General features: G+C 44.5%; 22 protein-coding genes and 1 pseudogene. 22 read left to right on the forward strand and 1 reads right to left on the reverse strand.

The window, feature by feature from the left end; translation table 11 throughout:
- Positions 1-68: 68 nt before the first annotated feature.
- The 17 genes and pseudogenes from BLR65_RS31460 to BLR65_RS16145 all read left to right on the forward strand — a co-directional run bounded on the left by BLR65_RS31460 (position 69) and on the right by BLR65_RS16145 (position 15391).
- Entirely contained in the window at positions 69-488 is a 420-nt protein-coding gene (locus BLR65_RS31460; RefSeq protein WP_093795202.1) for a type II secretion system protein, read from the forward strand.
- Positions 489-548: 60 nt separating this feature from the next.
- The gene (locus tag BLR65_RS16070; protein WP_093795203.1) at positions 549-1295 is read left to right on the forward strand and encodes a prepilin peptidase; all 747 of its coding nucleotides are present in this window, start codon (positions 549-551) and stop codon (positions 1293-1295) included.
- Positions 1296-1493: 198 nt separating this feature from the next.
- On the forward strand, positions 1494-1961 hold the full coding sequence (locus BLR65_RS16075; RefSeq protein WP_169717038.1) for a type II secretion system protein: 468 nt from the start codon (positions 1494-1496) through the stop codon (positions 1959-1961).
- Between the two features lie 15 nt (positions 1962-1976).
- Positions 1977-2393, forward strand: a complete 417-nt coding sequence (locus BLR65_RS16080; protein ID WP_093795205.1) for a type IV pilus modification PilV family protein — start codon at positions 1977-1979, stop codon at positions 2391-2393.
- A 26-nt stretch (positions 2394-2419) separates the two neighbouring features.
- On the forward strand, positions 2420-2956 hold the full coding sequence (locus tag BLR65_RS16085) for a PilW family protein (RefSeq protein ID WP_093795206.1): 537 nt from the start codon (positions 2420-2422) through the stop codon (positions 2954-2956).
- A gap of 12 nt (positions 2957-2968) precedes the next feature.
- Positions 2969-4027, forward strand: a complete 1059-nt coding sequence (locus BLR65_RS16090) for a pilus assembly PilX N-terminal domain-containing protein (protein ID WP_093795207.1) — start codon at positions 2969-2971, stop codon at positions 4025-4027.
- 15 nt (positions 4028-4042) lie between these two features.
- A complete protein-coding gene (locus BLR65_RS16095) occupies positions 4043-4321 on the forward strand; it encodes a late competence development ComFB family protein (RefSeq protein WP_169717039.1) in 279 nt (92 codons plus the stop codon).
- Positions 4305-5405: a type IV pilus assembly protein PilM gene (pilM, locus tag BLR65_RS16100; RefSeq protein ID WP_093795208.1), complete on the forward strand. Its 1101-nt coding sequence runs from the start codon at positions 4305-4307 to the stop codon at positions 5403-5405. Before BLR65_RS16095 ends, pilM begins: the two co-directional genes overlap by 17 nt.
- Positions 5405-5947, forward strand: a complete 543-nt coding sequence (locus BLR65_RS16105; protein WP_093795209.1) for a PilN domain-containing protein — start codon at positions 5405-5407, stop codon at positions 5945-5947. Before pilM ends, BLR65_RS16105 begins: the two co-directional genes overlap by 1 nt.
- Positions 5937-6512, forward strand: a complete 576-nt coding sequence (locus BLR65_RS16110) for a type IV pilus inner membrane component PilO (protein ID WP_093795210.1) — start codon at positions 5937-5939, stop codon at positions 6510-6512. The genes BLR65_RS16105 and BLR65_RS16110 overlap by 11 nt, the downstream gene beginning before the upstream one ends.
- Before the next feature lie 17 nt (positions 6513-6529).
- Positions 6530-7699: a chorismate synthase gene (aroC, locus tag BLR65_RS16115; protein ID WP_093795211.1), complete on the forward strand. Its 1170-nt coding sequence runs from the start codon at positions 6530-6532 to the stop codon at positions 7697-7699.
- On the forward strand, positions 7668-8246 hold the full coding sequence (locus BLR65_RS16120) for a hypothetical protein (protein WP_143122597.1): 579 nt from the start codon (positions 7668-7670) through the stop codon (positions 8244-8246). The genes aroC and BLR65_RS16120 overlap by 32 nt, the downstream gene beginning before the upstream one ends.
- A gap of 7 nt (positions 8247-8253) precedes the next feature.
- Positions 8254-9633, forward strand: coding sequence for a type II secretion system protein GspD (locus BLR65_RS16125; RefSeq protein WP_093795213.1), 1380 nt, complete (start codon positions 8254-8256; stop codon positions 9631-9633).
- A gap of 27 nt (positions 9634-9660) precedes the next feature.
- Positions 9661-10188 (forward strand): shikimate kinase, encoded by a 528-nt coding sequence (locus tag BLR65_RS16130; protein WP_093795214.1) that lies wholly within the window; start codon positions 9661-9663, stop codon positions 10186-10188.
- Positions 10175-11257 (forward strand): 3-dehydroquinate synthase, encoded by a 1083-nt coding sequence (aroB, locus tag BLR65_RS16135; RefSeq protein WP_093795215.1) that lies wholly within the window; start codon positions 10175-10177, stop codon positions 11255-11257. Before BLR65_RS16130 ends, aroB begins: the two co-directional genes overlap by 14 nt.
- Before the next feature lie 180 nt (positions 11258-11437).
- Positions 11438-12571 (forward strand): efflux RND transporter periplasmic adaptor subunit, encoded by a 1134-nt coding sequence (locus BLR65_RS16140; RefSeq protein ID WP_093795216.1) that lies wholly within the window; start codon positions 11438-11440, stop codon positions 12569-12571.
- Positions 12572-15391: pseudogene (locus BLR65_RS16145) on the forward strand (efflux RND transporter permease subunit).
- 15 nt (positions 15392-15406) lie between these two features.
- Here BLR65_RS16145 and BLR65_RS16150 read toward each other — a convergent pair.
- Complete coding sequence (locus BLR65_RS16150) at positions 15407-15691, reverse strand: CC/Se motif family (seleno)protein (protein WP_093795217.1); 285 nt, start codon at positions 15689-15691, stop codon at positions 15407-15409.
- A 154-nt stretch (positions 15692-15845) separates the two neighbouring features.
- Between BLR65_RS16150 and BLR65_RS16155 the strand changes: the two genes are divergently transcribed.
- The 5 genes from BLR65_RS16155 to queC all read left to right on the forward strand — a co-directional run bounded on the left by BLR65_RS16155 (position 15846) and on the right by queC (position 20756).
- Positions 15846-16304 (forward strand): hypothetical protein, encoded by a 459-nt coding sequence (locus BLR65_RS16155; protein WP_093795218.1) that lies wholly within the window; start codon positions 15846-15848, stop codon positions 16302-16304.
- Between the two features lie 483 nt (positions 16305-16787).
- Positions 16788-17540: a nickel pincer cofactor biosynthesis protein LarB gene (larB, locus tag BLR65_RS16160; RefSeq protein ID WP_093795219.1), complete on the forward strand. Its 753-nt coding sequence runs from the start codon at positions 16788-16790 to the stop codon at positions 17538-17540.
- A gap of 7 nt (positions 17541-17547) precedes the next feature.
- Positions 17548-18762 (forward strand): nickel pincer cofactor biosynthesis protein LarC, encoded by a 1215-nt coding sequence (gene larC, locus BLR65_RS16165; RefSeq protein WP_093795220.1) that lies wholly within the window; start codon positions 17548-17550, stop codon positions 18760-18762.
- A gap of 250 nt (positions 18763-19012) precedes the next feature.
- The gene (locus tag BLR65_RS16170) at positions 19013-20038 is read left to right on the forward strand and encodes an HD-GYP domain-containing protein (RefSeq protein WP_093795221.1); all 1026 of its coding nucleotides are present in this window, start codon (positions 19013-19015) and stop codon (positions 20036-20038) included.
- Between the two features lie 31 nt (positions 20039-20069).
- Positions 20070-20756, forward strand: coding sequence for a 7-cyano-7-deazaguanine synthase QueC (gene queC, locus BLR65_RS16175; protein WP_093795222.1), 687 nt, complete (start codon positions 20070-20072; stop codon positions 20754-20756).
- The last annotated feature ends 16 nt before the right edge of the window (positions 20757-20772 follow it).

Genomic DNA, 20772 nt, shown 5'->3' on the forward strand with positions numbered 1-20772 from the left:
TGCCAACACACCACCCGCCTGCAAAAATCTTCGCACGTTGTATATATCTATCAAGGAAAGTGAATAGTATGATGTTAACTATAAAAAAACAAATAAGCAATGCCCAAGGATTTACATTAGTTGAGTTGATGGTGGTTATCGCCATTCTTGGCATTCTGGCATCAATTGCCCTGCCGAGACTTGCAGGTTCAATAACATTGGCTAAAGCCGCTAAACTTCAGGCTGACTTGCGAACAATAGGCACTGCCATCGCGTTATACGAGGTCGATAATGGCAAGTTGCCGGAAGCAGAGCTTGATGCCGCCTTAGTTCCAACGTCGGGGAAAAAGTATCTGCAAGCCATGCCTGCGCCACCTGACAGTTCAGATCCTGCCAGCTATAAAGCCGGCTATGATGCTTCTACCGGTGTTGTAACGATCAAGTTTGCAGGAAAGACTTATAAGTCGGATGGTTCTAATCCTGTGGACAATCCTGTGGACGTCAAATAACTTCTCTAAAGTGTAAGACAATATGTATTTTTTCCGTATTATTATTCGAGGGAGAAGCACATGCTCAGCTTACTTTTATTCTTAGCAGGGCTGATTGTCGGCAGTTTTTTAAATATATGTATTGACAGGATACCTCTAAAGCAGTCGTTGATACGGCCACGGTCATATTGTATGGCGTGTAAGGAGCCGTTGCCGGTTCAAGATATCCTACCGGTTATAAGTTTTTTGCTTTTACGGCGGCGATGCCGGTTTTGTGCTGCGTTACTCTCCTGGCGTTATATCGGAGTTGAATTGTTGACAGGCTGTTTATTTATATGGTGCTATTTTATTTTGGGGGTAACATTAGCTTGTAGTAAGGCGCTCATTCTTACATCCTTTCTTATTTGTATTACCTTTATTGATCTTCGACATCAGCTTATTCTGGATAAAATACTGGTGTGGTTTGCTGCCTTGGCTGTCATTAGCAACTTGTTCGAGCCTGTACTCTCCTGCGGGGACATGGTAAGTGCGGCCGTAGCCGGCGGGGGTATTTTCCTTGTAATTGCCGTTATTACCAGAGGGGGGATGGGAGGCGGTGATATTAAGTTTGTAGCTGCATTAGGGTTATGGCTGGGATTTAAGCTGACAATGCTTACCGTCTTTTTGGCTTTTCTCCTTGGTGGTTTAGGGGGATTATTGCTGATTATTGCCGGTCTAAAGAAACGGAAAGACTTTATTCCGTTTGGCCCCTTTATTGCCGCAAGTGCCTGGATTAGTTTGCTGTATGGGGAACAACTTATCATTTGGTATCTATATATTCCGCAGTAAAGAATTTGCAGACTCAGGTAGGTGGTGCATGAAGAGCGCTCCACCGCTGGCGCTTGACTTCCGCTTTTGCCAACACACCACTCGCCTGCAAAAATTTTTACTACCAGTTTGAAATGTACAGTTCGCTTGAGAATTTAAGGGGACTCGCAGCACCTTGTATGCATAGCTAGGCTGGTGACAGGCTGGAGCGTGGTCGTTGTGCAAAAGGGATTTTCACTTATAGAGGTAATAATTGTTGTTGCGCTTGTTGGTGTTTTAGCCACCGGAGCGTTGCCGCGCATTGCAGATACCTTGGCAAATCAAGAATTGCAAACGGCTGCCGTTAATCTGGCGGCCGATATAAGAAGTATGCAACAACTGGCTATGAATGCCAATGGTGACAATTCTCCCCTTTACACACTGCGCTTTTCCCGGGATGAACATGGCTCCTATTATATAATTCATAATGGCCGCCACGCCATTAAGACAGTGTACTTATCAAGGTTTGTTCAAGTGACTGGCGAGCCGGATTATATTATGTTTTCTAATAAAGGTGCACCGCGCAGAGGGCAAAAAATTGAATTAAAAAGTATTCGCCACCGTTATTTTTTGTATATTTATATTGCCGGTGCAACAGGTCGGGTAAGGGTCTCTGCCAACGGCAATACTGACGAAAAAGATTACTGAAATAAGAATCTGAGCGTGATCCGTGTGATAATAAAAAAGCAGCAAGGTTATTTTTATATAGATGCGGTCATTGCCATAGCTATTTTGGCTGTTGCCTTGGTTTCCACTGCGGGCATGTTTTTTTCTTCAACAAAAGCGAGTGCCAGTGCTGCGCATTATACGGCAGCTACGAACATTGGCAGACAGCAAATGGAGTTCCTGAAAAAGTGGAAAGCAAGCGATTGGAGTGACCCCAATCTTCCTAGCACGCTTCCATGGCAGGGTGATTTTAATGATTTAATTGTTAATAAAATGGCCTTTGAGGTTAAAACAGACGTTATTCAGCTAAACGCAATTGACCCCAGTTTAATTCAGGTAAATGTCGTGGTTTCCTGGCGGGAGGCCGAAGGGGTAAAAACTATTCAATTTACTACTTTTTTCTCGAAGGCGTAGTTTGTCATTATGTATCAGGAGGAGCTATGAATTTAGTCAGAATCATAGCCAATAGGAAGGGGTTCACTCTTGTAGAATTGATCATCGGTATGGGGCTAACCATGTTACTGACATCAGTTCTTGTCATTAGCGTAGCAAACTCATTAACTGTTTGGCAGGCAGGAAAGAACCGCAGTGAAATTGAACAAACTGCACGCTATGTGTTAGATACAATGGCGCGGGAAATACGTTATGCCAATACGATTAACATAAACTCGAAATCATCCATAACGCTTACCCAATTTAGTCCCAGGACGAATAAGGTTCAAGAAAAGATTACATTTAGGTATGGCAGTAGTGAATCGAAAACGATTTATAAAATTACCGATAAGACGGCATCCGGCGGCGGTATTGGCACGAATCCGTTAACTCCCGCGGTAATCAAGAATTTAGAATTCCAAGCGGCGCCAGCCGCTGACCATAATGAGGTTACCATAGTTCTACAGGCAAGCGGCTATCGGGGGGACATTTTGGAATACCGTTCATCAGTAAGATGTCTTAATGTATTATTCGTTAATGAGTAGGTGGTGGCCCCTATGTTTACCAGTCAACGAGGAGCCGCTGCACTAATGGCTATTCTGGTCATGACCTTATTGCTGGTTATTGGTAGCGGTTTGGCAAGATTAAGCTTGACAGATGTGGGAACCGCCGGGAATTATCGGGATGGCCTGGCGGCTCAGTATTTGGCAGAGGCTGGTGCCAAACGGGCGCTTAGTGAAATTAGAAGATCTGAGACAGGAGAATGGCCCGGCGAAACTAGAGAATTTGATATGGGTAATTATGAGGTTAAAGCCAATTATGAGGTTAAGCCGGTTGTAAATCAAGGCATGTACCGGATCATCACCGCAATCGGTACCGTTAATCGCGCGACGAGGACTGTAGTTGTTACAGTGACGTCTGACTCCCCTTTTCACTATGCTGCTTTTTCCGGGAAGCATATGCGGTTATCAGGCGTAGCTGTCGATGGGGACATTGGGAGTAATGGCGACATTACACTTACTGGGGGGAAGATTACGGGCAGGGCTGATGCGACAGGTGAGATTTATGCCTATGATGTTGATGCGGCTAGGCTAAACCCGGGTGTTTCCCCCAAGGATTTGCCTCCTTTTACCTCGCAGATAAGACAAAATTATAAAGCAATAGGTAAAATGGCAAATATCCGCGAAGATGATTCGCAAAGGTATGTTACCTGGGGGGATTTTAGCAATCTTAATAAAAATGTATTTTATGTTGAAGCACAATATCCGCTATTATTGGCGACCGGGCATATAACGGGGCCGGGGGTTATTTATTGCACCGAAGAAATACGGATAGCAGGTGCGACAATTTCTAATAATGTAGCCTTGATATCAGAAAAAAATATTAAAATTTCTGAAGGGATTATGGATAAATCCTTGCTAATTGCAGGCGGCGATGTGGAAATTAACATAGCGGATTATCGTGGCGGCACTATTGCTTACGGTAATTTATCTATAGCCGGGAATGGCTATGGAGATCCAAAATTAGAGGCGGCAGAGATCTTGAATAATGCCTATTTACCTTTTGCCTGGGCTTCTGGTAAAATTCAAATAATGGCGTGGAATTCACATGAATAATTGGGAGGTATCATCGTGCAATTAAAAAACTACATGGAAGATTTAGTCTGGCAGCGTTTAGATGAAGTTATGGTAGCAAATCCACAAGCGTGTAATTGTGAAAATTGCCGGTATGACATTGCGGCGTTGGCACTTAATTTTTTGCCGCCGCGTTATGTTGTTACCGATACAGGGGAGACGTATACAAGAATTAAGGCCTTGGAAAGTCAATTTAATATTGATATTGTAACAGCTATTACTCATGCCTTGCAGATAGTGAGCAGCAAACCCCATCACTATGCGGGCAAGAATTAGCCAAATTAAAGCAGTTGTTAGCAGAGTTTTTCGGCGGCAGCCGGCTACTACTGTGGGGCTGGATATTGGTTCAGGATCAATTAAGGTTGCCGAAGTGGGGTGGAATCAGAACCAACCTGAACTTAGGGCGGCCGGCATCATAGAACTGCCGGTAAATACTTTTAAAGACGGTTATATAGTAAATGAACCCTTGCTGCTGGAAGCGCTGCGACAAATATTGACAATAAGTGGTGTAACAAGTAAAAATGTAGTACTGTCATTACGGGGACAGGCCTTGGTTATTCGGGAATTATTATTTCCGGATATGAGTGTTGAAGAATTGCAGCAGGCGATAAAATGGGATCTTGATAAGTATGTGACAACGGCAAATGCAAGTGATTATTATTTTGACTTTGCCACCATCGAGGCAAGTAAGGATACTCACGAGATTAGAGTATTATTGGTTGCCGCACCTTTAGCAATGATAACCGGTTTGGTGAGTTTAGCCAGAAAGCTTGGGTTAAAGCCTTTGGCTGTAGATATTGAGCCGCTGGCTTTGCAGCGAACTATGGAGCAGGCAAGCAACGTTATTATTATCGATATAGGTGCGGAATTTTGTCAGGTAAACTTATTTCAACAAGGATCTCCACTCGTTTCACGTCTTATTCCCCTTGGTGGCAATCGTTATACGGAAACGATTATGCGAGAATTGAAACTTAACTTTGCAGAAGCTGAACGGCTCAAGCAACAAAAAGAATTATTAGTCGCTGACAATCAAGCGGATGAGAGGTTAGCTTATCTTCAGCAATCATTACAGCTGTTAATCGAAGAACTGGCGCGTGAGGTTCGTCGTACGGTTGATTATTACCAAATGCAAAATCGTAATGCTATTATTGAAAAAATAATTTTAACCGGTGGCGGGACTAAGCTGAGTAATTTGGCATTTACATTAACGCAACAATTGCCTGACATTCCAGTAATTATCCACACGCCGTTACTGTCATTGCCAATATCGCCTTCCCTTGATGATAAATGGCTTAAACGGATAGAACTGCAAATAGCGGTAGCTGTTGGGCTGGCATTGCGACGAGGTGGCGATGGTTAATGGCTGTTCAGATTAATTTATTGCCGCCGGAAGAGCGGCAATCGCTGGGAGCGTTAACTGGATTAATCGTCTTGATTATCCTAGTTGCAGTCGCGGCAGCGACTGTTTTCAGCTATAATTTATATACCATTTACCGGTTGGAAAGGGAACTGACAGTGATACAACAGCAATTTTCCTTGCTACGGCCTACTCAGGAAAAAATGCTCTGGGCCAATGGTCAGAATCAGTTAGTGGCCAATAAGAATGCATTTTTGGTGAACCTTACGGCTGAACGCAAATCCTGGTACGCCATCCTTACTCGCTTGGGAGTCGTTACTCCGCCGCAAATTTGGTTAATTGAGGTAGAAAGCAGCGATAAAGGTGCATTAAAAATAAAGGGCAATGCATTGACGTATCCGGATTTGGCAGGCTTTATACAACTGCTTGAACAAGAGGAACAAGTAACTGCGCCGCAATTAATTCAGGCTGAACAGGAGCCGGCATTAGGGGTTATTAGATTTGAACTGAGTGTAAAAACTAAGGGGAGCAGCCATGAAACTTAATAGGACCTCATTATCCATATGGCACAAACTCCTCCTCGTTCTTGCCGGTTTATTTATTTTCATTTTTTTATTTTACACCTATGTACTTGAGCCGCAAAGAATACGAATAAGTGAACTATTCGCCGCGGAACAGGATATAAGGCAAAAAAACGCCGTTATCCAGGAATTCGCCAGAAAAAACCCAGACACAGAAAAGTATTTGGACGAGGTGAGAAAAAGGGTATCATTAGTAAATGTTATGATTCCTGATCAGACAGATCTCAGTAGTTTTCTTATTCAGCTCGAACAGGCGGCAACTGCCTGCGGATTGCAGCTAAATGAAGTAAAACATGGCCAAATTATAATAAAAACAGGTTATCAGGAAATCCCAGTCGAAATAATGCTTAGGGGATCATTTGCCCAGACACTGGCTTTTTTGCAAAAGCTTGAAACGATGGCGAGATTTAATACTGTCAGCCATATTAGCATTCAATCCCGTCAAGGTGTATTGGAGAGTAAGTTAAATTTGGTGATCTACAGTCATGGCGTGCCTGCCAGAGTTCAGGCCCAGCCTGCAAAAAGGTAATGTAAAGAGGTGGATTTATGTTAAGGTTTATGACTGCCGGGGAGTCGCATGGTCCGGCACTTACAGCAATTCTTGAAGGTTTACCGGCAGGTATCACAGTTGATCTTAAGCAAATTAACACAGATCTGGCCCGGCGTCAGCAGGGATTTGGCCGCGGAGGCCGGATGTTAATTGAAAAAGACAAAGCTGAAATCATGTCAGGCGTTCGGTTTGGGCAGACGCTAGGCAGTCCCGTAACATTACAGATCAGTAATAGGGATTGGGCGAATTGGCAGGAACGTATGTCCCAGTTTGGCAAGCCTGCCGGCAGTATGATAACAGCGCCTCGCCCGGGACATGCCGATTTACCGGGAATATTAAAGTACGGCCGGAATGATGTCCGGGACATATTGGAACGTGCTAGTGCACGGGAAACAGCCGCAAGAGTGGCTGTCGGGGCAGTGTGTAAAGAGCTGTTGGCTGCTGTTGATATTAAGATCGGTTCTTATGTAGTCAATATTGGCGGCGTCAATGCTCAGGCAGTACCGGAAAGTTATGAAGATCTGCTGAAGCGGCGGCAACAGTCTGAACTGGGGTGCATTGACCCCGAGGCTGAAACTAAGATGAAAGCTGTGATTATAGAGGCCAAAGAGCAGGGCGATTCCCTTGGCGGCATATTTGAGGTCGTGGCTTATGGAGCAATGCCCGGGCTGGGGAGCCATGTTCAATGGGATCGGCGATTGGATACAAAATTAGCCGGGGCCTTGATGTCTATTCAGGCGATTAAGGGAGTTGAGTTAGGAGCCGGATTTGCCTGTGCGAATCTTCCCGGCAGCCAGATTCATGATGAAATTTATTATGACAGCAATCGCGGGTATTGCCACCATACCAATAATGCCGGCGGCATTGAAGGCGGTATAACCAACGGGGAGCCTATTATCGTTCGGGCAGCCATGAAACCCATTCCTACACTTATGAAACCCCTATTATCTATTGATATTTCGTCAAAAGAACCACTTAAGGCAAATACGGAACGCAGTGACGTATGTGCCGTGACGGCGGCGGCAGTTGTCGGCGAAGCCATGGCCGCGTTCGTGCTGGCAGACGCCTTGGTGGAAAAGTTTGGCGGAGATAGTATTGCTGAAATAATGAAGCGGGTTACAGAGTATCGGCAGTATGTCAGAAAAGGTTCGAGTGATTGTGGCTAACTTTTTTGCCGGTTTCGTGGAGCAATGTAAAAAACTGACGACCGAAAAACAGAGATATGGGCTTGTTTGCACAGCTGGTTTGTTACTTATTGCCGTTGTGATAATGATTACGGGCTCACCCACTTCCCAGCAGGCGGCTTATGTGCAGTCGGAGCGGGAGGCGCATTCAGCAGATCAACAGCGTTATCAGGAATTTATACCGGCACCATCCAGCGGGATTCGGGATCCCTTTTCTGCGCCGGATAGCTTTACAGTAAAGCAAAAACAGGAAAAAGAATCTGCGAATCTACCTGCAATTGCTTCTTCGGAAAAATTGCCGGCTACGCCCCCGCTGCAGGAAAAAGCGCCTACGAATGACGAACTGCCGGTACTTATAGGTACTATCCGGGATAGTAAAACACAATTGGCGATTCTTTTATATAAAGGGACCAGTCGATCATACCGTGTCGGCCAAAAAGTAGGTGTATACCAATTGGAGGAAATTTCCGATAAATCGGCGGTTATCCGGGGGGGGCAGGGAGAACGGGTCTTACAAGTAAGAAGGTGATAGTCGCATGCAGGTACCAATTGTACGTTTTGTTTTAGCTTTACTACTAGCTGTTAGTGTATGTCTAACTGCTTTAGCTAATCAGTCGTTAGTGACCATGAATGTGGTAAATGGGGAAGTGCGCGACGTATTAACGGCATTGGCCGAGATTGGCCATGTTAACCTTGTTGTTGATGATTCGGTGACTGGCGGCATTACCATTCAGTTTAATAACGTTTTGTGGGAGACGGCATTGGAACTTGTGGCTCAAACCAAAGGGCTGGCGTATCATCATGTTAATAATGTCCTGATAGTGGGGAATCCTGAGCAAATCGGCCGGAGTTTCGGCAATGTGCATTTATTTAAATTAAAGTATATCAATCCCGATGCTCTACACGATACGGCCTTGTCAATTTTATTCGGCGAAACAAAAGGCGAAAAAAAGTTGGAATCAACTCAGGCCAATGATCAGCGCGATTTGGCTACTCCCAAAACGAACGGCAATTTTGCAAGAAAAGATCAGCAGAAGGCGAGTCAAAAGTCCACAGTGTTAGATCGTTTGACAATTGATTATGCAACGAATTCCCTGATTTTATACGGTACTATGCGGGAAGCTGAAAAAATTCAGAATTTGTTGGATAAAATTGATATACCTTACCAGCAAATTATCCTAGAGGCTGAAGTAGTGGCAATAAACAGGGAAGACGTAAAAAACATAGGGATTGAATGGAGTTGGGCCAATACGCCGCAGTATGCGGAAGTAACTCCGCCTAAGGTTACGGCGCTGCAAAATGACGCCGGTGAGATAGTCGGGCAAAATGTGGAACCCGGAAAGGTAACCCGTGAATCGCGCAGTGGCGTTATTCAGTATGGACGCACCCCGGAAGGCTATCCCTACGAATTTTATTATCAGGCGCAGATTAATGCGCTCGTCAGCAAAGGCGATGCCAAAATACTGGCCAAGCCCAAAATTACGACGATTGACGGTAAGGAAGCGCAGATATTAATTGGTGACCGGATACCGGTCATTGAAGATGTAGTTACGAACGGCAAGACCACGACAACGACCAAATACGTTTTAGCCGGCATTAAGCTTAATTATACGCCGCGTATTAACACAGAAGGGCAGATTACCGCAACAGTTCATACTGAGGTAAGCAGCCCGACTTTGGTCACCGAAATGAAAGCTTACCGAATAACCACGCGGGAGGCGGAGACTACCGTGCGGCTGAAAGATGGTGAAACCATGGTTATTGGTGGCTTGATAGGCTCTCAGGACAGTCATTCGCATAAGGCAGTTCCTTTTTTAAGTAAACTGCCAATTATCGGAGCTTTATTTAAAAATTCAAATAACACAAAAACAGATACAGAAGTCATTATTTTTCTTACCCCTCGTATTGTAAAATAGTTACGATATAAGGCTTCGGAGGCATAAATGAAAAATATAGTATTAATTGGTTTTATGGGTACAGGTAAGACCAGTACCGGACGGCTGTTGGCGGGACGGCTTAACCGGCCTTTCATTGATATAGATAAAAAAATAGAGCAAGAAACAGGATTATCGATTAGTGACATCTTTCAGCTTTACGGAGAAGACCATTTTCGCCAGTTGGAACGTGAGGTTATTTCCCGGGTAGCGCGCTATACCAATACAGTGATTGCCACTGGCGGCGGAGTGGTGCTAAAGCAGGAAAATATGATTAGACTGAAAAATACCGGAATTATTGTTTCACTTACGGCATCTTTGGAAACCATTCTAGAAAGAACGTCGCGGCGTGGGGTTCGTCCTTTGCTGGACTGTGAAGACCGAGCAGAACGGGTTGCTAAGCTTTTTCACGACAGGGCAAATCTCTACATGAAGGCGGATTATACACTGGACACCACCTGTATGCCTCCGCACCAAGTGACGGAGAAGATTATTGCTTTATTGCGAGAAGGAGGACATTTGCGTGGCAGAAGTTAAAGTAAATTTAAGAGAACATAGTTATACCATTCATATAAATCCCTGTGGGATTCATCAGGTTGGCGAGCTGATGAATACATTGCCGCTAGGGAAACGGGTTCTTATTGTGACCGATGAAAACGTTGCTCCTTTATATGCCGACCAATTAGCTGACAGCCTTAAAGCTGCCGGTTTCAACTCCGCGGTTATTATTGTAGAACCTGGTGAAAGTTCAAAATCGTTGGCTACTGCGGATAAGGTATTTACGGAGGCTATTGCCCGGGGGCTTGACCGAAAATCGCCTATTATCGCTTTAGGCGGCGGGGTTGTTGGCGATCTGGCCGGTTTTGTGGCGGCAAGTTATTTACGTGGCGTGCCGCTTATTCAGGTACCGACATCATTATTGGCCCAGGTCGATTCCAGTGTCGGCGGAAAAACGGCTGTTAACCACAAGCTGGGAAAAAATTTGATTGGTGCTTTTTATCAGCCAAGCCTGGTCGTTATTGATCCCCAGGTACTTACCAGTTTGGATGACAGGCAGTTAAAGGCCGGTCTGGCGGAAGTCGTAAAATACGGCGTTATTGTCGACTATGATTTGTTCAATTATCTGCAAAATAATTCTGCAGCCCTGCTGGCCCGCGACCCGGCTGTACTTACGGCGGTTATCAGCCGGTGTTGCCAGCTTAAGGCCGGTGTCGTTGCCCAAGATGAGCGGGAAACCTCATTGCGCATGATCCTAAACTTTGGTCATACCATCGGTCACGCCGTTGAGGCAGAAGGGGGCTACTCTAAATACAATCATGGGGAAGCTGTGGCGATCGGTATGCATGGGGCGGCCCTTATCAGCCAAAAACTGGGATTTTGCGGACAAGCTGATGTTGAGGCCTTGCAAGCTTTGCTCAAACGGCTGGGTTTGCCGCTGGCAGCCCCCAATTACCAGCCGGAAAAAATGTTGCATTATTTGCGGCGTGATAAAAAAGTGGTAAGTGGCCGAATAAATTGGGTACTGATGAAGGCGATCGGCCGAGTAGAGATAACCACCGAGGTTCCCGCGACCGCAATTGAGGCTGTGTTGCAACAAATTACCTAATTTTACCAAAAAAAGCAAAAAGAGATTGCTTCGCACAGACAGGGCAAGTTTTGCGAAGCAATCTCTTTTTTCGGTTATTATCATGTTGTTTGTAAATTGTTAATTTTGTGTTAATAACGGCAGGATAAGGTAGTAACTTGTCGAAAAGAAGGGATATCTGAAACTTGGAGGAATGAGCAGTTGGTAAGCGGTAAGAAAAAGGCAATGATTATTGTTACAGTTATTGCACTAGCCTTGGCGGGGATTGTTGGTTACCGGATTTATAGCAATATGAAAGCAAATACGGAACGGGCCGGGCGTGTTGCCCAGGGGCAAGTCGTGGCGGTTGAAGTGGCGGCTATAGCCAGACGGGATGTTACACCTGTGTTGACTTTTTCCTCCAATCTGGAACCGGTATGGAGTGCGGAAATTGCCAGCAAAGTTGACGGACGTATTGATCGTCTGCTGGTTGATGAGGGAGACGGTGTTGCTGACGGAATGACAGTAGCCATACTGGACATGGGCGAGCTTTCCGCCCAGGTCGTGCAGGCCGAGGGCAATTTATTGCAAGCCAGAGCCACTTTGGAGCAGGCTGAAATGGATTTAAGTCGGATGGAGCAGCTTGCCAAACAGGGAGCCATTGCCAACCAAACACTGGACTCGGCCAGAACGAAACGGGAGTTGGCCGCTGGCCAGGTCAGGGCGGCTGAAGGTGCACTAGCCTTGTATGACAGCAAGTTAGCAGGTGCTAACGTGATAGCACCACGGGCGGGTGTGGTAGTTAAACGTTATCTGCAGTCAGGTTATTATGCTAAAGCGGGTACTCCCATTATTGCAGTGGCTGATATTAGCACTCTGCTGGCAAAGGCCACCGTTGGTGAAGCTGAGATTGCGCAACTGGCAGTGGGGACGAAAGTAAAAGTCAAAATGGATGCACTTGCCGGTCAGGAATTTGCGGGAACCATTACCCGGCTGTCGCCGGTGGCTGTCATGCCTTCACGGACGTTTACTGCCGAGATATCGATTCCTAATCCACAAAGTATTCTTAAGGGAGGAATGTTTGCTAAAGTAGAAGTTCCCGGTCAAGTGCATGCTCAGGCACTTGTGGTGCCGGAAACAGCATTGGTCATGCGGGAAGACATCAAGACAGTTTATGTTCTTACGGCTGACAATAAAGTACAGCAGCGTGTACTTAAATTAGGCTATGTTGGTGATGGCTGGGCCGAGGTGCTTGATGGTGTTAACGATGGAGAGCAAATTGTAATTTCTGGCCAAAATAAACTACGAGACGGATCAACGGTTCGCTTGGCAGCGCCCGGGGAGGCTGGCAAATAAATGATTGACGTTTTTATTAAACGCCCGGTATTTACCACGATGCTTGTCCTGCTGTTGGTGGTTTTCGGACTGAATTCGTAATCCAGGCCTGGGTGTTGATCTGTATCCGGATGTTGAATTTCCGATTATTACCATTACTGTCACCTATACGGGTGCTTCGCCGGAAGAAATGGAGAGCCTTATTACCAAGCCGATTGAGGATGCGGTAAGCTCGGTTGCGGGAATTAAGACATTATCGTCAGTTTCGCGGGAAGGTGTATCGCAGACAACGATTGAATTTGAACTTGGGACCAATCCCAAGTTAGCAGCCAATGATGTGCGTGAGAAGGTTGCCGGTGTTCGTAAGCGGCTGCCGGATCAAATTGATGAACCGGTAGTGCAGCGCTATGATATAACGGCACAGTCGATTCTTACCTTTAGTCTGGCGTCAGATACCAGGCCACGGGGGGAGATTCGGAAAATTGCCGAGGATATTGTAAAAAATCAGCTCCAACAGTTGGAGGGCGTGGCTGAGGTTACCGTATATGGCGCAGCACAACGCGAGATTCAGATATTGGCTGACCCGCGCAAACTCGAAGCCTACGGTATTTCGCTGCAACAACTGCTTGATGCGGTGGATGCTAATAACATTAATACACCAGGCGGCCATGTGACAGAGAAAGGTATTGAATTAACCGTCAGAACAATCGGCAAATATCAAAGTATTGAAGATATAAGAAATATTATTGTACTTAACCAAGAAGGGCGTCTGGTGGCCCTAAAAGATGTTGCCGCTGTAGAAGATACCTGGGTTGAAGAACGGAATTATGCAAAAACCAATGGTGTACCAAGTGTTATTGTCTCCATTCAGAAACAATCTGGGACGAATACGGTGGGGGTTGCGGAAAAGGTAAAGCAATCCATGCAAAATTTAGAGCAGAATGTTTTGCCGCCTGATATTAAAATTACAAAAGTTCGGGATAATTCCGTCTATATTCGCGACAGTGTTGATGACGTTATGATGTCAATGGTCTTTGGCGGGTTATTGGCTGTAGCCATTACCTTTTTATTTTTACGCAATGCCAGGGCTACCATGATTGGTGCCATTGCCATACCGACTTCGGTTATTTCGACTTTCTTTTTAATGAAAGCCATGAATTTTACGTTAAATAATATGTCGCTCATGGGGCTTAGTCTGGCGGTAGGCATACTGATTGACGACGCCATTGTTATTGTTGAGAATATTTTTCGCCATATGGAGCAGGGAAAAACCCCCAGGGAAGCGGCCGGTGTTGGGACGAAAGAAATATCACTGGCTGTTTTGGCGACAACTTTCTCAATTTTAGCCGTATTTGTGCCTGTGGGCAATATGGGCGAGATTATCGGCCAGTTTTTTAAACAATTTGGCCTGACAGTAGCTTTTGCCGTAGCATTTTCGCTTTTTGTAGCCTTTACACTTACGCCGATGCTGTCTGCTTATTGGTTGCAATCTGGTCACGAAAGACAGGATCGACGGCTACGCTGGCTTGAGTATCTATTGGATAAATGGGAACAAGGTTTTGAAGCTTTCCGAAATCTTTATCGGGAAATATTATACTGGGCATTGCGGCGTCCCAAAAAGCTAGTTGCCGTGGCCATTGTTTCTCTGTTTCTTAATGCATTGTTACTGCCTTTCCTTGGTTCGGAGTTTCAGCCCACCTATGATTCCGGTGAATTTATCATCAACATGTTGGCGCCGTCTGGAACGTCGATTGAACGTAATAAAGAATTAGTAGCCCAGGTTGAACAGGAAATTTTGGCTATTCCGGAATTAGAATCAGCTTATCTGGTTATCGGCACTAATCGCCAAGTATACCGTTCGATGATTGGTGTGCGGCTGATCGATTCCAGTAAACGCTCCCGATCCATGATGCAGATAATGGATTCGCTGCGGATTAAATTCCGTGAGGTTCAGGGACTTAAAGTATCTGTATCAACAGGTCAGGGCATGGGCAAAGGGGACTCGCGTCCTATTCAAGTGGCGCTTCGAGGGCCTGAGCTAGACAGTTTGAATATGTATGCCACGACGCTGTCAGAAAAAATAAAACAGCTTCCAGGTACCACGGATGTGGATATATCCAGTGAACAATCAGAACCTGAGGTGCAGGTTAAATTTGATCCGGCACGGCTGGGTGATGTCGGGTTGGACGCAACAACAGCCGGTAAAGCGGTACAAACTGCTTTTCTATTCCTGGGCTTAATCTTCCGCTTGGCTATACCTACAAGCTGGTAGGCCAGGCGCAGATGATGCAGGATTCTTTTAAAGAAATTGCCAAAGCATTGGTGTTGGCTGTTATTCTAATTTATATGGTGCTGGCAGCCGAGTTTGAAAGTTTCATTCATCCTTTTACCATTATGTTGTCCTTGCCGTTTTCCCTGATTGGCGCAATTCTCGGACTGTTAATTGCCGGCAGCACCATCAACATTATGTCCCTAATCGGTGTAATTATGCTGATGGGCTTGGTAACCAAGAACGCCATTTTGCTCATCGATTATACGAACCAGCTTAGAGATCAGGGCATGCCGATTGTGGATGCGCTGGTTGAGGCTGGAACAGTCCGGCTGCGGCCGATATTAATGACAACCATGGCAATGATTTTCGGTATGGCACCGATTGCGCTGGGCATCGGTGCAGGCGCGGAAATTCGTTCTTCTATGGGTGTTGCCTTAATTGGGGGATTAATAACTTCAACTTTTTTAACACTTGTCATTATCCCACTGGTTTATTTATTAATTGATAAATTGCAGAAGCAATTTAAACTTGCTAAAAGCGATATACCGGAAAGAAACCCTGGCGCATAATGCCAGGGTTTCTTATTAGACTAACCGCCAACCTTCAATGACAAGTTTTTTAAATCCGAAAAAATGACTAAGTGTAACAGTTAGTGCTATTTCAGGTAATTCATGGGGAACATAGACCATAATACCTTGTATTTCCTCCAGGACATAATTGTGTGGATCGTGCGGTTGCCCCAGCCGCACAGTCGGGCTTTCACGGATATCAATGCAACAGCTGATTACCTGAAATAGTTCCAGATATATAGAAGAACTACGGGACTTAATATATTCAAGAGCCTGGTCTGTTATTGTCAAGAGTGCCATCAAAGAACCTCCTAATTGTTTTTGCAAAATATTCGGTGCGAATGATAAATATCCCTGCTAAAGAAATGCAATAAAGATTCAGTTAGTGACATAACATTTAGAAACTGAATAGAATATAGTATAGTAGTAGACGTGCTGCCGTGGAGGTGATGCCTTGCTTAATCAGTCGGAGGAACTAAATAATTTGCAAGCTTTAATGAGGCTGCAAAACAGTCACATTCAGGCTATAAATAAGTTGATCTATACTGCTACAGTTGACATAACATTGACAAATAATCATGATTTTACCGAGTTTGTTACCCATTTTTTCGAGTTTACCCACTATCATTATAACAGTGACGGCTATAGTCAAGCCGCGCAACTGGTGCAAACCTATCACTATATTTTGTTGGATCGGTTGCTTGATAGCCAGGTATTAGCAGCTGCTGAACAAATGGAATCGGCAATTAGTTACCTGGAAATGGCTGCACAGGAAGACAAAATAAGGATCAATCCCCAAATTATGTTATTAATCCAGGGGATCTTATTGGTGGAAGAAACACAGTTGAAGATTATAGAATGTCTGGAGACAATTTTAGGGAATTTTCGTGCTATTCCCCAATTGCACAATTAATAATTTTTTCGACAGGATTTTTACTATTTTCCTTGAATTAAAAAATAATGTTCAGCGGGGCAGTGTTTCTTTGCAAGATTATCCAAACAGGATAATCTTGCTGAAATAGTAAGAACGACTTAAGATTCTGCCGGTACTTTGAGGGACATTGGCATAATCTTAGCTAAACAGAGTTTAACAAAATTCTGTTGGCGTGAGTATCACCTCGGCTAGCGCTCTCGCCAAACGTTCGGCGTTAGCCGGGTTTTCTAATATTTTATTATAAATATTAGAATAATCCGGAAAGTGGCCTGGTTATGGCTTATATTATCCGGGTCGACTGCTTGCCCCAAGGAATTTTTCGGCATTAGTTGCCTCAGTCCGAGAACATCGCTATAATTGGGGTATTAGACAATAACGTAGTTAAAATGGGAGGCCTGATTTTTTTTTGTAGTTTATCGCTCTATATTTCTAATATGACGTCTAAATAAATGAGGTGTAAAAATGGATATGGATTATGTTAGAGGCTTGCTCAAAGAATATAAAGCAGGTGAACTGACACTTGATGATGCGCTTGATAAGCTGAAAATTTTGCCTTACGAAGACTTGGAATTTGCCAAGCTGGATCATCACCGGTTACTGCGCCAAGGGTTTGCCGAAGTTGTTTTTTGCCAGGGAAAAACGGTAGACCAGGTGCAGATTATTATTGAAAGGTTGTCGGAATATAACCGCAGTATTTTGGCAACAAGAGCGACAAAGGAAATGTATGATGCCGTCAAGAAAATTGTTCCTGATGCTCAATATCATCAGTCGGCCAAGCTTATTACCATTGAACGGCAAAAGCCAACGGTTGATAAGGAACGTTTTGTGTTAGTTATGAGTGCTGGGACAAGTGACATTCCTGTAGCTGAGGAAGCTGCAATTACGGCAGAAATTATGGGTAATGAGGTAAAAAGAGTATATGATGTTGGCGTGGCTGGTATTCACCGTTTGCTGGATCAGCACCAACTCATTGAACAAGCCAATGTTCTGATTGTGGTGGCAGGAATGGAGGGGGCGCTGGCCAGTGTGGTTGGGGGGATGGCGGCAAAACCTGTTATTGCCGTACCGACAAGCATTGGGTATGGTGCAAATTTCGGCGGTCTGGCAGCCCTGCTAAGTATGCTCAATAGCTGCGCGGCCGGTGTAGCTGTTGTTAATATTGATAATGGATTCGGCGCAGGCCGCTTGGCCAGCATGATTAACCACATGAGGTGATGAAACAATGGACAAAAAATACAACGATGCTATTTATTTGGATTGCTTTGCCGGAATCAGTGGTAATATGCTGCTGGGAGCGTTGCTTGATGTCGGAGCGCCGGCAGAGCTATTGCGAACTGAATTGGTCAAATTGCCGGTAAATGGCTATACTTTGACCATATCCCGGGTTGATAAAGGTGGTATTAGCGCTAATTACCTGGATGTTCAGGTAGATGAATCGGTACATGAACATCGCAATCTGGAGGATATTGTTAGCCTTATTAATAAATCTGAACTGGTACCTGCTGTAAAAGAAACCAGTATTGCCATATTTACCCGTTTAGCTCAGGCCGAGGCCAAAGTTCACGGCATGCCGCTTAATGAAATTCATTTTCATGAAGTTGGCGCGGTGGATTCAATCGTTGATATAGTTGGCATTGCGTGGGCTTTGCATTACCTTGGCATTAAGCATATTTATTCTTCAAAACTCCATGTTGGCAATGGCTTTGTAAAATGTTGCCATGGTTTGATGCCTGTGCCGGCTCCGGCTACCGCCGAACTGCTGCATGGTATTCCTTACTATCAGGGCGACATTGCCAAAGAGCTGGTAACGCCCACCGGAGCGGCTGTGCTGGCAACACTCGGCAACGATTTTGGAGTAAGGCCGGAAGGGTTTGTAAGCCATAAAATAGGGTATGGTGCCGGGAGTTGGGATCTTGCCATTCCTAATGTTTTGCGTCTTTACTGGGGAGAAGTGTCCGGCAGCGATAGGAATCAGGAACAAAATCAAACGCAAATGGACGAACAGTGTCTGGTCGTGGAAGCCAATATAGACGATCAGAACCCTGAAATTTATGGATACATAATAGATAAATTGTTTGAAGCCGGCGCTCTTGATGTTTGGCTTACGCCGATTGTTATGAAAAAGAGCCGGCCGGCAACCAAATTGTCGGTTTTACTGTCAAGTGACTGTAAGAATAAGATAGCGGAGATTATTTTGCAGGAAACTACTTCCATCGGCATGCGTTTCTATCCGGTGACAAGAACGATGGCGGACCGTGAATTTATTGTTATTGGGTTGCCTTGGGGCGATGTCAAGGTTAAAATTAGTTCTTACCGGGGAAAAATATGCAATGTAGCACCCGAGTACGAAGATTGCAGGAAGATTGCCGAGAAGGCCGGGATGCCGTTAAAGGTTGTTCAGCATATTGCATTAAAAGAGGCTATGTCGTTTTGTTAGTTTATAATAAATTAGTATGAGAAAAATTTCCATTATTGGGATTATTGGCTGCATGTTTTACTTTTGGCTCGATAAAAGTAAAATAATGGTTTGCTAGCAGGAAAAAAAGAAAATATGTAAAATTATAATTGTTAATATTGTAACTTTCTTTGACGCAACAGAATAATGACGTGTTGGGCAAGAGGAGGAGAGAAGGCTGGCTACAAGGTATTGGGTGAAACCATATTCGCTAAATGAGGCAAGACCTGGCATGGAGATTGGGCGGATGATATTAACGCCGGATGATAAGGTCATTCTAAGCGAAGGAACAATTCTCTCTGAAAGCATGATTGAAGGCTTGCATTTTTGGGAAATTAACACTGTCTTTATTAAAGAACCATTGTCTGACGAATCCGAAATGGATTTTTCTATTCCTGAAACGGCTGTCCAAATGAAGTTTTTTACCGAATATGAGGATACGGTCAATATTCTAAAAGATTCATTTGCGAAAATTCGTTTTTTTAAAGAAGTTCCGTTAACCGCCACACAGAATTTAGCCAGAAATTGTATTGAACCACTAATTAATACCACTGGTGTAATTAATCATATAAATATGGTGCGCCGGCAGGATGATTATACGTTTCATCACTCTGTCAATGTGGCAATTATTTGCGGAGTATTAGGTAAATGGCTTGGTTATTCGGGAATTGAGCTAAAGGATTTAATTTTAGCCGGTTTGCTTCATGATGTTGGCAAGACACAGATACCGCTTGAAATATTAAATAAACCGGGTAAGCTTTCGCCTGAAGAAATGGAAATTATGCGTCTGCATACCACCCGCGGCTATAGATTGCTTCGTAACAAACCGGAGATTCCGGACGGGGTTATTCATGGAATTTTACAACATCATGAACGGTTTGACGGCAGTGGATATCCGCTTGGCGTTTCCGGTGATCAAATCCATCCATACGCCAAAATTATCGCAATTGCCGACATGTATGATGCAATGACCTCAGACCGCGTTTATCATCGTAAAAATTCGCCGTTTGCGGTAGTCGAAATGATTGTTGAAGAAATGTTTAATAAACTTGATCCGCAAATTGGTACAGTATTTTTGAATAATGTTCGTGACTATCTTCTTGGTAATATTGTTGAACTAAGTGACGGAAGACAAGCGGAAGTCATCTACCTGGGCCAGTTTATGGCAGCACGCCCGGTAGTGGTAACAGAAGATAAAGAGTATATTGATTTAGAACGTAATAAAACCTTGAGCATTGTTCAGGTTGTCAAAGCTTAACCTACTAAATGATAAGATAAGGGGAATACTTATGAACAAAAAGGCCGTTGTGCTGTTATCGGGTGGGCTTGATTCTACGGTATGTATGGCTGTTGCCTACAATCAAGGCTATGAACTCTTGCCGATTAGCTTTAACTATCATCAGCGGCACAAAAGAGAACTTGCGGCTGCCGCCCAAGTCGCTAAGCATTACAAAGTAGATCGCCATTTAATTATTGAGACGAATATGGATGCTATTGGTGGCAGTGCCTTAACCGATACCAGTATAGCCGTACCCGCAGGTGAAATTGGCGCTGCGACTGTGCCGATAACGTATGTACCTGCACGGAATTTGATATTTCTTAGCTATGCGTTAGGTTATGCGGAAGTAACAGGCGCTGAAAGAGTATATATCGGCGTGAATGCTCTTGATTATTCCGGTTACCCTGATTGCCGACCCGAGTTTATCGCTATGTTTCAGCAGTTAGCTAATTATTCAACAAAAGCAACCGCGGAAGATGGCAGAAAAATTATGATCGAAACGCCGCTGATCCGCTTGACCAAGAAAGATATTGTATTATTAGGGGACAAGCTGGGGGCACCGCTTCACCTGACCACAAGCTGCTATGAAGGTCAAGACAAGGCTTGCGGGCAGTGCGACAGTTGCCTTTTGCGTCTTAAAGGGTTTGCAGAGGCAGGCCTGATTGATCCTATTTTGTATCAAACTAGGGGTGAATAATGATGAGGCAGACAAC

Source organism: Sporomusa acidovorans (assembly GCF_900101845.1).
GTDB classification, from domain to species: domain Bacteria; phylum Bacillota; class Negativicutes; order Sporomusales; family Sporomusaceae; genus Sporomusa; species Sporomusa acidovorans.

Coding starts and splice junctions, on each gene's coding strand:
- larB (WP_093795219.1), top strand. CDS start 16,788: ATGGATATGGATTATGTTAGAGGCTTGCTCAAAGAATATAAAGCAGGT.
- BLR65_RS16125 (WP_093795213.1), top strand. CDS start 8,254: ATGCAGGTACCAATTGTACGTTTTGTTTTAGCTTTACTACTAGCTGTT.
- BLR65_RS16150 (WP_093795217.1), bottom strand. CDS start 15,691: ATGGCACTCTTGACAATAACAGACCAGGCTCTTGAATATATTAAGTCC.
- larC (WP_093795220.1), top strand. CDS start 17,548: ATGGACAAAAAATACAACGATGCTATTTATTTGGATTGCTTTGCCGGA.
- BLR65_RS16105 (WP_093795209.1), top strand. CDS start 5,405: ATGGCTGTTCAGATTAATTTATTGCCGCCGGAAGAGCGGCAATCGCTG.
- BLR65_RS16085 (WP_093795206.1), top strand. CDS start 2,420: ATGAATTTAGTCAGAATCATAGCCAATAGGAAGGGGTTCACTCTTGTA.
- queC (WP_093795222.1), top strand. CDS start 20,070: ATGAACAAAAAGGCCGTTGTGCTGTTATCGGGTGGGCTTGATTCTACG.
- pilM (WP_093795208.1), top strand. CDS start 4,305: ATGCGGGCAAGAATTAGCCAAATTAAAGCAGTTGTTAGCAGAGTTTTT.
- BLR65_RS31460 (WP_093795202.1), top strand. CDS start 69: ATGATGTTAACTATAAAAAAACAAATAAGCAATGCCCAAGGATTTACA.
- BLR65_RS16130 (WP_093795214.1), top strand. CDS start 9,661: ATGAAAAATATAGTATTAATTGGTTTTATGGGTACAGGTAAGACCAGT.
- BLR65_RS16170 (WP_093795221.1), top strand. CDS start 19,013: ATGGAGATTGGGCGGATGATATTAACGCCGGATGATAAGGTCATTCTA.
- BLR65_RS16120 (WP_143122597.1), top strand. CDS start 7,668: ATGTCAGAAAAGGTTCGAGTGATTGTGGCTAACTTTTTTGCCGGTTTC.
- BLR65_RS16070 (WP_093795203.1), top strand. CDS start 549: ATGCTCAGCTTACTTTTATTCTTAGCAGGGCTGATTGTCGGCAGTTTT.
- BLR65_RS16090 (WP_093795207.1), top strand. CDS start 2,969: ATGTTTACCAGTCAACGAGGAGCCGCTGCACTAATGGCTATTCTGGTC.
- aroC (WP_093795211.1), top strand. CDS start 6,530: ATGTTAAGGTTTATGACTGCCGGGGAGTCGCATGGTCCGGCACTTACA.
- BLR65_RS16110 (WP_093795210.1), top strand. CDS start 5,937: ATGAAACTTAATAGGACCTCATTATCCATATGGCACAAACTCCTCCTC.